Annotated in this window: 11 protein-coding genes; 2 read left to right on the forward strand and 9 right to left on the reverse strand. The window is 67.8% G+C overall.

Going from position 1 to position 10,966, the window contains the following annotated elements; translation table 11 throughout:
• Position 1: 1 nt before the first annotated feature.
• The 8 genes from M2395_RS00180 to M2395_RS00215 all read right to left on the reverse strand — a co-directional run bounded on the left by M2395_RS00180 (position 2) and on the right by M2395_RS00215 (position 7,563).
• Entirely contained in the window at positions 2-1,444 is a 1,443-nt protein-coding gene (locus M2395_RS00180; protein WP_011062387.1) for a TIGR01777 family oxidoreductase, read from the reverse strand.
• 15 nt (positions 1,445-1,459) lie between these two features.
• Positions 1,460-1,933: a hypothetical protein gene (locus M2395_RS00185; RefSeq protein WP_015636431.1), complete on the reverse strand. Its 474-nt coding sequence runs from the start codon at positions 1,931-1,933 to the stop codon at positions 1,460-1,462.
• A gap of 76 nt (positions 1,934-2,009) precedes the next feature.
• Positions 2,010-2,915 carry an alpha/beta fold hydrolase gene (locus M2395_RS00190; protein WP_015636430.1) on the reverse strand — a complete coding sequence of 302 codons (906 nt, stop codon included), beginning with the start codon at positions 2,913-2,915 and terminating at the stop codon, positions 2,010-2,012.
• Between the two features lie 426 nt (positions 2,916-3,341).
• Complete coding sequence (locus M2395_RS00195) at positions 3,342-3,803, reverse strand: cysteine hydrolase family protein (RefSeq protein ID WP_041119266.1); 462 nt, start codon at positions 3,801-3,803, stop codon at positions 3,342-3,344.
• On the reverse strand, positions 3,800-4,177 hold the full coding sequence (locus M2395_RS00200) for a VOC family protein (protein WP_011062383.1): 378 nt from the start codon (positions 4,175-4,177) through the stop codon (positions 3,800-3,802). Before M2395_RS00200 ends, M2395_RS00195 begins: the two co-directional genes overlap by 4 nt.
• A gap of 66 nt (positions 4,178-4,243) precedes the next feature.
• The gene (locus M2395_RS00205) at positions 4,244-6,070 is read right to left on the reverse strand and encodes a glycoside hydrolase family 15 protein (protein ID WP_041119264.1); all 1,827 of its coding nucleotides are present in this window, start codon (positions 6,068-6,070) and stop codon (positions 4,244-4,246) included.
• Positions 6,063-6,863: a glucose 1-dehydrogenase gene (locus M2395_RS00210; protein WP_011062381.1), complete on the reverse strand. Its 801-nt coding sequence runs from the start codon at positions 6,861-6,863 to the stop codon at positions 6,063-6,065. The genes M2395_RS00205 and M2395_RS00210 overlap by 8 nt, the downstream gene beginning before the upstream one ends.
• A gap of 112 nt (positions 6,864-6,975) precedes the next feature.
• Entirely contained in the window at positions 6,976-7,563 is a 588-nt protein-coding gene (locus M2395_RS00215; protein WP_011062380.1) for a TetR/AcrR family transcriptional regulator, read from the reverse strand.
• A gap of 135 nt (positions 7,564-7,698) precedes the next feature.
• Here M2395_RS00215 and M2395_RS00220 point away from each other — a divergent pair, with 135 nt between their 5' ends.
• Positions 7,699-8,871 carry an MFS transporter gene (locus M2395_RS00220; protein WP_011062379.1) on the forward strand — a complete coding sequence of 391 codons (1,173 nt, stop codon included), beginning with the start codon at positions 7,699-7,701 and terminating at the stop codon, positions 8,869-8,871.
• A gap of 70 nt (positions 8,872-8,941) precedes the next feature.
• The gene (locus M2395_RS00225; RefSeq protein WP_015636428.1) at positions 8,942-9,682 is read left to right on the forward strand and encodes a thioesterase II family protein; all 741 of its coding nucleotides are present in this window, start codon (positions 8,942-8,944) and stop codon (positions 9,680-9,682) included.
• A 181-nt stretch (positions 9,683-9,863) separates the two neighbouring features.
• Here the strand turns inward: M2395_RS00225 and M2395_RS00230 are convergent, their stop codons facing one another.
• The gene (locus M2395_RS00230; protein ID WP_041119262.1) at positions 9,864-10,832 is read right to left on the reverse strand and encodes a siderophore-interacting protein; all 969 of its coding nucleotides are present in this window, start codon (positions 10,830-10,832) and stop codon (positions 9,864-9,866) included.
• Between the last annotated feature and the right edge of the window lie 134 nt (positions 10,833-10,966).

Raw genomic sequence — 10,966 nt, forward strand, 5'->3', positions numbered from 1 at the left:
CTCAGGTCAGGTCGCGCAGGGCGGCGTCCAGGGTCGGGTAACGGAAGCGGTAGCCGGCCTGCAGCAGGCGCGCCGGCACTACCTTCTGGCCATCGAAGAACAGCTCGGCCATCTCCCCGGCCAGGGCCCGTACCGGCGCAGCCGGCACGTGCAGCCACACCGGGCGCTTGAGCACCTTGCCGACAGTAGTGGCGAAGGTGCCCTGGCTCACCGCTTCCGGCGCCACCATGTTGTAGGTGCCGGACAGGGACGGGTCGTTCATGGCCCGGGCCATCACCTGCAACACGTCGTCGCGGTGCACCCAGCTCATGATCTGCCGGCCATCGCCCATGCGTCCGCCAAAGCCGAAATGGAAGGGCATCAGCAATGGCTTCAGGGCGCCGCCGGGACCGAAGACGATCCCCAGGCGCAGCACCACCTGGCGCACGCCGAAGCGGGTGGCCGGTTCGGCGGAGGATTCCCAGCGCGCGCACAGGTCGGCCATGAAGCCTTCGCCGCGCTCGGCGTTTTCATCCAGGCTCTGGCTGGCGTCGCGCACGCCATAGAAGCCGATGGCCGAAGCCTGGATCCACAGCTCCGGCTTGTGCTGGGCGTGTTGCAGCCAGTTGAGCAGGGCTTCGGTGGTGCCGACCCGGCTGGCCAGCAGTTGCGCCTGGCGCTTGGCCGACCAGCGCGGCCCGGCCACCGGGGCACCGGCCAGGTTGATGATCACGTCGAAGGCTTCGCCGTGGCCCAGCTTGCTCAGCGAGCGCAGGCAACGGGCGCGACCGTCGAACAGGTAGGCGGCGCGCAGCGGGTCCCGGGCCAGCACGCTGACCGTGTGCCCGGCATCCAGCAGTTGGTTGACCAGGGTCTCGCCGATAAAACCGGTGCCACCGGTGACCAGCACCCGCTTGCCGCTGCCACCGGCAAAGGGGTTGGCGCCCTGGCCCTGGCGTTGCAGGCGCAGCGCCGCCAGGCCGTCGCGGATGCCCGAGGCGGTGACGCCCACGGCGAACAGGCTCAGGGCCCAGCCCTGCCAGCCCAGGTCGATGGGATTCAAGGCACTGGGCAGGCGTGACCATTCCAGCAGTTGCAGGCCGTACAGGGCGAAGAAGGCCCCGGCGTTGATCGCCAGCACGGTGTGCATGATGCGTTCGATGGCCGGCAGCTTGCGGCTGCGATCCTCGACCACGAAGTCCCACAGGGTCAGGCCGATTTCCAGGGCGAACAGCAGGGCGATCACCAGGGCCCAGATGCCTTGGAACGCCAGGTGGGCGATGCCCATGAACAGCACGCCGTAGAAGCACGAGCGCAGGGCATGGATGCTGAGTTCCTTGCGGGCGCTGTGACGCTGCGGCAGGGCCACGGTGAGTTCGTGATGGTAGAGAGTATCCAGGGCGCCGAGCACGCCCTGGGCGAGCAACAGGGCGATAGCCCACTGCAGGATTGGCAAATCAGCCACGATGGTGAAGTCCTTTTACGAGGGAAGACGAGAGGTACGGCGGTCGTGGCGCTGCAGCCACAGTAACGGCGGCAGCAGCACCAGCAGGGCGAAGCTGTCGATCCACAGGTGGGCGGTCATGTTCATCTGCCAGGACAGCCACATGTCTTGGGGCGCCCACAGCACAATCCCGGCCATCAGCCAGGCCCAGGCGGCAGGGGCCCGCAGGCGGTTGCCCAGGTGCACCAGCCCCAGCAGGAACAGCGAATAGCTTTGCAGGGTGGCGCCGAACAGCCCCAGCCACCAGATCTGCTGGGCCCGGGCCGGTGCCGGCGCGGCGGCGCCCCAGAAGGCCTGTTCGATGCCCGCGAGGTAATCGTTGAACAGGCCACTGTGGCCGGCCCAGGTCAGCAGCAGCCCGGCCAGCAGGTGGCCGGCGCCGACGGCATACAGCCAGAGCACCAGGGCCCGGCGCAGGCCGGGTCGGGGAGAAGCGGCGACGGATAACATTCCATGTCCTGTGGGGGGATCGAGGCCGCGAAGTGTACCGATTTTTTCCGGCCCATGGCGTGCGCCGGCGCCCATCTCAGGGCTTGCCGAGCAACTCCAGCAGCGCGTCGAGGGTGGCTTGCGGCGCTTCCTGGGGCAGGTTGTGGCCGATCCCCGGGAGGATCCGCCGCTGATAGGGCCCACTGAACAGGCCGACATCGGGGTCCGGTTCGGTGGCCGGGCCGACGCCGTCGTCAGCGCCACACAGGGCGATGGTCGGCACCCGGATCGGCGGTTGCGCCTCCAGCGCCCGCTCGATGCTTTCCAGGCCCGGGTCGCCCGGCACATAGCCGAAGCGATGGCGGTAGGAATGGATCACCACCGCGACGAAGTCCGGGTTGTCGAAGGAGGGTGCGCTCAGGCCATAGAGCCCGGGCCCTTGTTTCCAGGTTGGCGACCACAGGCGCCACAACAGCTCGCAGAATTCCCGGCGGTTGGCCGTCAGGCCGTCCACCCCGCGCTGGGTATTGAAGTAGTACTGGTACCACAGCCGCAGCTCGGTCTCCGGCGCCCGGGGCTCGATGGCCCGGGGAATGTCCTGGATGTTGTAGCCGTCGGCGCTCATCAGGCCCTTGACCCGCTGCGGCCATAGCGCCGCGACGATGCACGCGGCGCGCCCACCCCAGTCGTAGCCGGCGAGGGTGGCCTGGGGCAGGTGCAGGGCGTCCATCAGCTCCAGCAGGTCCCGGGCCAGGGCCCCCTGCTGCCCGGAGCGCATCACCTGTTCGTTGGCAAAGCGCGTCGGGCCGTAACCCCGCAGGTAGGGAACGATGACCCGATAGCCGCGCTCGGCCAGGGGCGGGGCGATCTCGTCGTAGGCCCGCACGTCGTAGGGAAACCCGTGGAGCAGGATCACCGGCTCGGCGTTGCGCGGGCCATGTTCCTCATAGGCGATATGCAGGTTGGGGGTGCTGACCTGGTGCAGGGAGGCTGGGCTGGGCATGACGACTCCGGATCCGGTGGGCCGGGAAAAGCTAGCGCAAAACTTGCGTGCTGTCCTCAAGCTGCAGCGGCATGCAGCCCGTGGGCGTCGCGCCAGCAGCCGGCGGATGTCTTCCAGGGAACTGTGGCCCTACGGTTCGGGGCCCTTGATGTGCACGTAGCAGCGCAGGCCGACGCTGAAGCTCATGAGGGGCCTGGTGAGGGAGCGCGAATGCGGACTCTAGCGCTGTGTGGCCCGCAAGATCGCCTTCGCCGGCAAGCCGGCTCCTACGCAACGGTGCTGCCACTTGACGGCTGTATGCGCTGGCTTGCCAGCGAAGAGGCCCGCAAGATTGCCTTCGCCGGCAAGCCGGCACCTACGCAACGGCGCTGCCACCTGAGGGCTGTAGGAGCTGGCTTGCCAGCGAAGGGGCCCGCAAGCCGGCCCCTAGAGTTCGTCGCTGCGGGCCAGGTGCCTGAAGTGATGCCGCCACAGGTCGATGCCCAGGCCGCCGCTGCGGTCCAGGGACGAACCCACGGTCAGGTCGGTGAGCAGGGTCGGCTGCAAGCCGGCATCGAACAGGGCAAAACCTGCGGCCAGCACGCAGGTGTCGGTCTGGATACCGCACACCAGCACGCGCTCGGGGGCGAGGCTTTTGAGGTGCTCGAGAATCTCCGTCGTCGGCCCGTAGCCGTGCTTGATGAAGACCTTGTCGGCGGCCACCAGGCTCTGGTCATCCACCGCCGGCTGCCAGCCCAGTTGCCGGGCGAAGGGCGTGCGGCTTTCATCATGGCGCTCCACCGTGGCCACCGAGGGCATGCGCCCGAGCAGGCGGTTGATGCCGTCCACCAGCCACTGCGGAGGGTTGAAGCAGGGTTGCACGTCGATGATCAGCAGCACCTGGTTCATGACGCTTGCCCCAAACGGGCCGGCTGGCGCAGGCCGATGCAGTTGCCCCAGGGGTCCTGCACCTGGCAGATCGAGTCGCCGCCTTCAATGACCATGGGCCCGCGATACAGGCGCCCACCCAGCCCGGTCAGGCGCTGCACCTGGCCGGGCAGATCGGCGACCTGCCAGTACACCACCGTGCCCGCGGGCCCCTGGCCGACCTTGGCGTCGCAGGGGACGATTTCCAGGGACAGGCCCGCGAGCTGCAAATGGCCGAAATCATCCGGCTCGTGCAGGACCCGGCGGGCCTGGGGAAAGGCCTGGGCGTACCAATGGGTGGCGGCACGCCAGTCGGCGGCATGGATCATCACGGCGATGATCGGCGAGTCGGGCATGGGGCGAGTTCCATTTCTGTCGGGCACCAAGGGAAGAGCGCCCCGGTCTCAGCACCGGGGCCGGGCTCAAGGTTGCCAGACGCTCTTGTCGCCACTCAAGCGCCGGTCGAGAAAACTTGCCGCGCTGATCAGCGCCAGGTGCGTCAGGGCCTGGGGCGTGTTGCCCAGGTGACGGCCGTGGCTGTCGAACTCCTCGGCGTACAGGCCCAGGGGGTTGGCATAGCGCAGCAGTTGCTCGAACTCCAGGTGCGCCTGCTCCAGGCGCCCGGCGCGGGCCAGGCATTCGACGTACCAGAACGAGCAGGCGGCGAAGGCGCCTTCGGTGCCGGCCAGGCCGTCGATCTGGCTGTCGTCATTGCGGTAGCGGTAGACCATGCCGTCACGCACCAGGCTCTTTTCGATGGCATCCAGGGTCGCCAGCCAGCGCGGGTCCTTGGCGCTGACAAAGCGCACCAGGGGCATCAGCAGCATCGAACCGTCCAGGGCGGTACTGCCGATGTGCTGGACGAAATGCCCGTGCTCCTGGTTCCAGAACCGGCTCCAGATATCGTCGTAGATGGCTTGCCGGGTCTGGTCCCAGCGGGCGAAGGGGGCCGGCAGCGAACGCTTGGAGGCCAGGCGGATGGCGCGGTCCACCGCCACCCAGCACATCAGCCGCGAGTGCAGGAAGTGGTGCTGCTCGCCGCGCATCTCCCAGATGCCCACATCCTTGCTCTGCCAGCTGTCACAGACCTGGTCCACCACCTGTACCGTGTGTTTCCAGCCTTCGTGGGAGATGGCCTCGCCGTACTTGTTCACCAGGTACACCGCATCCAGCAGCTCGCCGAAGATATCCAGCTGCACCTGGTCGTAGGCCTGGTTGCCGATGCGCACCGGTTGCGCGCCGCCGTGCCCGGAGAGGTGCCCAAGCTCGGTCTCCGGCAACTCCTGGCGGCCGTCGATGCCGTACAGGATATTGAGCTTCATCGGTTGCCCATGGCAGTCGCTGACCCGGCCCCGCAGCCAGCCCATGTAGGCGTTGGCCTCCTCGACGAAACCCAGGCGCATGAAGGCGTAGACGGTGAACGAGGCGTCGCGTACCCAGGTGTAGCGGTAGTCCCAGTTGCGTTCGCCGCCGGGGCTTTCCGGCAGGCCGAAGGTGGCCGCCGCGAGGATCGCGCCATGGCGCCTGGAGGTCAGCAGTTTCAGCGCCAGGGCCGAACGGTTGACCATCTCGCGCCAGCGGCCGCGGTAGTTGGACTGGCCGATCCAGTCGCGCCAGAACTTCAGGGTGCGCGTAAGGTGCAGCTCGCTATCGCCGTGCCGCACCCGCAGATCGTCGACGCCACCGAGGATGAATTCGGCGCCCTGGCCCTGTTGCAGCACGAACTCGGCCCGGGCCGAGTCCCGTTCAAGGTAAAGCGGCTGGTCGCCCAGCAGGCGCAGCCCGGGCTGCCCGGGGGCTTCGAAGCACACCGAGTCGCCTTCCTGTCGTGCCCCGGTGGCGGCCCGGCCATAGTCCAGGCGCGGCGCGCAGTGCAGGCGCAGGGTGGCCTGGCCGCTGACCACCCGTACCCGGCGGATCAGCAGCGGCAGCTGCTCGGGGTCGTCGTCGATGGTCAGCAGGTCGGTGACTTCCACCACCGCCTCGGTTCCCAGCCAGCGGGTCTGCAGGACGTTGCTGTCGGGCAGGTAGATCTGCTGGCGCCGGGCGTCGGCCAGCACCGGTGCCAGTTCGAAGATCCCGGCGGCGGGGGAGTCCAGCAGCGAGCAGAAGATGCTCGGGCTGTCGAACTCCGGCCAGCAGAAGAAGTCGATGCTGCCCTGGTCGTCGACCAGGGCGGCGCTGCGCATGTCGCCGATGATGCCGTGGGCGTCGATGGGGCGTTGTGCCGTGGGATGCTGGTCAGCCATTGCCGCGAAACTCCGGATAGAGGCTCATGCCGCCGTCGATGAACAGGGTGCTGCCGACCACATAGTCGGAGGCGTCCGAGGCCAGCCATAGCGCGGCATTGGCCACATCCTCGGGGTCGCCGACCCGGCCGTAGGGAATCAGCTTGAGCAGTTCCTGCTCTGCCGCGCCCTCGGTGGCGGTGCGGTTGATGGCGGTGCGGATCGCCCCCGGGGCGATGCCGTTGATGCGGATCCGCTGCTGGCTGACTTCCTGGGCCAGGGTGCGCATCAGCATGTCCACGCCGCCCTTGGAAGCCGCGTAATTCACGTGCCCGGCCCAGGGAATCAACTGGTGCACCGAACTCATGTGGATGATCTTGCCCGCCGCCTTGGACACCCCGGCGCGCACCCCCTGGCGCTGGAAGATGTTCAGCGCCGCGCGAGCACAGAGGAACTGCCCGGTGAGATTGACGCCGATCACCCGGTTCCAGTCGTCCAGGCTCAGGCTGGCGGCCGGCCCATCCTTTTGCAGGCCGGAATTGGCCACCAGGATGTCGAGAAAACCAAAGGCCTCGATGGCCTGGGCGAACAGCGCCTCGACCTGGGCCTCATCGGCCACATCGGCGCCAATGGCAATGGCCCGGCCGCCTTCGGCATTGATCCGCGCGGCCAACTGCTCGGCCGGCGCGGCCTGGGAGTTGTAGTTGAGCACCACGCTGGCACCGGCCGCCGCCAGGGCGATTGCGGTGGCGGCGCCAATGCCGGAGCTGGCGCCAGTGACCAGGGCTACCTGCTGGTCGAGGGATATCTGCATGCACTGCACTCCTGTCGCCGCTGTCGGAGGCCGGGGCTGATGCGCCCATGCGACACGCAACGCATCAGTGGCCCCTGTTGTGCTGACCCCGGACGCGGTTCAGGAGTTCAGTTCAGCGCGGTGGTTGCAACCCGCGCAGCAGCAGCTCAAGCGCCTGCAGGGCTTGTTGCAGGCGTTGCCCGGGCTGCTCGGCGGCGGCGATCCACAGCGCCGCGTCCACCAGGCTGCCGTTGATCAGGCGCGCCAGGGCCTGGCTCGGCGCGGGCGTGATCAGCCCGGCTTCGACCAGCGCTTGCAGGCGGCGGCTGAGGGAGTCGATGCAGTGTTCCTCGGCTGGCTGCCGTTGCCCCAGTACGGCCCGGGCATCCTGCAGGACGATGCGGCGGATTTCGGCTTCCTGGGCCATTTCCAGGTAGGCCCGGCAGCGCTGGGCAAAGCCTTGCCAGGGATCACTGGCCGCTGCGGAAATGGCCTCCAGGCGCTCATCCATTTCACTGTCGATCTGCTCCACCACCGCCGCCAGCAACCCCTGCTTGTCACCGAAGTGGTGATACAGCGCGCCCCGGGTCAGCCCGGCTTCGGCGGTCAGGTCGTCCATCGAGGTCTTGGCGTAGCCCAGGCGGGCAAAGGCCTGGCGCGCGCTGGCAATCAGCCTGGCGCGGGTTTGCTCGATCATCGCGGCGCGTGGGCGGCTGCTCATGGACACAGTTCTCCAACAAATGGCGGGTTGACATACGAGGCGTATGTTTACATGATTTTTAACATACGAGGCGTATGTGTTTCTACTGTGCCTGCCCTTTGTGGCAAGTTGCAGCCCCCCAAGGAGTCGTTGTAAATGGCAAACCCCTACCGCGAACTGTTCAAGGCCCCCGGCAGCCGGGCCTTTGTGCTGGCCGGGATGATCGCGCGCATGCCGATCTCCATGACCGGCATCGGCCTGATCACCATGCTGGCTCAACTGCACGGCGGGTACGCCCTGGCCGGCTCGGTGGCGGCGACGTTCGCCCTGGCCACGGCGTTCTGCGCGCCCCAGGTATCGCGCCTGGTGGACCGTTACGGCCAGAGCCGGATATTGCCCCTGGCCGCCGGCCTGGGGGGTGGGGCGCTGCTGGCCCTGCTGCTGTGCACCCGCTTGCAGGCCCCGCACTGGACCCTGTTCCTCTGCGCCGCCCTGGCCGGCTGCATGCCCAGCATGTCGGCCATGGTCCGTGCCCGCTGGACCGAGCTGTACCGCGGCCAGCCGCAGCTGCAGACCGCCTATGCCCTGGAGTCGGTGCTCGATGAGGTCTGCTTCATTGTCGGCCCGCCCTTGTCGGTGGGCCTCAGCGTCGGCCTGTTTCCCGAAGCCGGGCCCCTGGCGGCGCTGCTGATGCTGGTGCTGGGGGTCAGTGTGTTCGTCATGCAGAAGAGCACCGAGCCGCCGGTCCATCCCCATGAGGAAGGGCACGCTGGCTCGATCATTCGCTCGGTGGAAATCCGCCTGCTGCTGTTGCTGATGACCGCCATGGGCACCATCGTCGGGGTGGTGGACGTGGTCAGCGTGGCCTTCGCCCAGCAACAGGGGCAGCCGGCGGCGGCGAGCATCGTGCTCTCGGTGTACGCGATCGGCTCATGCCTGGCGGGCATCGCCTTTGGCGCCCTGAAACTGGCCACGCCCTTGCCCCGGCTGTTCATGTACGGCGGCATCGCCACGGCGCTGACCACCTTGCCGCTGCTGCTGGCGAGCAACATCCTCGGCCTGTCCCTGGCGGTGTTCGTTGCCGGGCTGTTTTTCTCGCCGACCCTGATCGTCGCGATGGCCCTGGTGGAACGCAGCGTGCCGCCGGCCAAGCTCACCGAGGGCCTGACCTGGCTGGTCACCGGCCTGAGCATCGGCGTGGCCCTGGGGGCCGCGGGGTCCGGAGCACTGGTGGACCAGTTCGGCGCCCGCAGCGGCTTCTGGCTGGCCCTGGCGGGCGGCGCGGTGGTACTGGGGGCGGCGTTGCAGAGCTATCGGCGCATGCGCTGAGCTGATCGGTGGACTAATTTGTTCCCCTCGTGCTGCGTTTCTTTAGCGTCCATCCGTCGAGGGAATAACCGTGACTCAGTTGAACCTGCTGTGCCTGCCGTATTCCGGCGCCAGCGCCATGGTCTACAGCCGCTGGCGCCGCAAGCTGCCGCAGTGGCTGCACCTGCAACCGCTGGAGCTGCCCGGGCGTGGCGCCCGTTATGCCGAGCCGCTGCACACCGACATGCGCGAGCTGGCGCGGCAGCTTGCCCTGGAAATCCGGGGCACGCTGCGCACCCCTTACGCCCTGTTCGGCCACAGCCTGGGCGCCTTGCTGGCCTGCGAACTGGCCCATGCCCTGCGCGCCCTGGGGTGCCCGGAGCCGGTGGCGCTGTTTGCCTCGGGCACTGCTGCGCCGACCCTGCGCACCGAATACGACCGGGGGTTTGCCGAGCCCAAGACCGATGAGCAACTGATCGAACAGTTGCGCACCCTCAACGGCACCAGTGAAGAAGTGCTGGCCAACCAGGAACTGATGAGCCTGACCTTGCCGATCCTGCGGGCCGACTTTCTCTTGTGCGGGCGCTTTCGCCCGGTGCAACGGCCACTGCTCAATTGCCCGGTGCATGTGCTGGGCGGCAAGACGGATCGCGCCACCACCGAGCAACTGATCGGCTGGAGCAAGGAAACCCACGGCAGTTTTTCGGTGGACATGCTGGCGGGCGGGCACTTCTTCATCCACGAGCACGAGGCCAAGGTGCTGAGCCTGCTCAAGGGCCATCTGGAGGTGCATCGCCGCCGCCACCTGCAACCGGTAGCCGCGGTTTCCTAGCGGCTACACACTTGCTTCCTGTAGCCGCTGGCGCAGGCTGCGCACGGCCCGCAGGGGCGCAAAAATCCCGAGCTCGCCAGGGGTTCGGCTGGCGATCGCCAAGCAAGGCCCGGCGGGCCTTTGTGCAGCTTCGCGGCCTCGGCTGCGGCTACAGGGAAGAGGGTGGGGCGGTTGGTGGGGCTCAACCCAGGGAACTGCCCAGGCGCCAGTAGCCCATCAGGGTCAGGTTGCGACGCTCCTGGCCGCGCTCGTTGATCAGGTGGCGGCGAATGTTCATCACCGTGGCCGACTCGCCGGCCACCCAGGCGTAGAAATCGTTGTCCGCCGGTTGGGCGGTTTCCCAGAGGCGCTGTTCGTCGTTGCGTTCGGAAACCTTGATCGGCCGGCGCTGGCTGTTGGCCGGCGGCAGTTCGGCCAGCTCCCGGGCGGCATGGATCAGGGTTTCGCCATGGCGTGCGCCCAGCAGGTCCCGGGGCAGCCAGTTGATCCGCGCCAGCGGGTGGCAGCGCAGGTCGATGCAATCGCTTTCATAGGGCACTTCGATAAACGCCTGCACATCCGGATGGTCCGGATAACCCTGCAGTTCTTCCAGAATGCCGGCAATCGCCGGCAGCGCGGTTTCATCGCCCATCAACAGCACCTTGCGGATCCCCGCCGGCGGCAGCCATTCATAACCACCGGGGTCGCCGCTGTAGGCCTTGTTCGGCACCACCATCTGCAGGCGGTCGCCGGGCCGGGCATGGGTGGCCCAGGCGGAGGCCGGGCCGTTGACCCCGTGCAGGACGAAATCCACATCCATTTGCGCAGGCTGCAGGCGCAGGGCGCGAATGGTGTAGGTGCGCATTGGCGGTTGCTGCTCGGCCGGCAGCTTGCGCCGGGCCGCCTGCCAGTCGCCTTCCACCGGCAGTTGCGAGGGCATGCCATCGGCCCCGGGAAACAGCAGCTTGATGCGCTGGTCCGGTGCCAGGGTGCGCGCCTGGGCGATGTCCTCGCCGGTGAACACCAGGCGGGCCATGGACGGGCTGAGGTGGATGCGCTGCTTGAGCTCGACGTTGATTACCCGGTAGCCCTTTGGCCTGGACCGGTCGATGCCGGTCAGTTTGCGCAAGCCTTGGGTGAGGAGGCCGGTCAGCGATTGAGCGGAAGACATGGGCGGGTACCTGCTGCAAGGGGAGGATAAGGAAGGAACGAAGGATGAGCGGGGTGATTTACTGCTGGCGGCGCCTGCCCAATCACCCTGAGGGGCCCGCAAGCGGGTTGTTCTGGCGCTGTGCGGGGTTAATT

This window comes from Pseudomonas sp. BIGb0176, assembly GCF_024810175.1.
In the GTDB taxonomy this organism is placed as follows: Bacteria; Pseudomonadota; Gammaproteobacteria; order Pseudomonadales; family Pseudomonadaceae; genus Aquipseudomonas; species Aquipseudomonas protegens.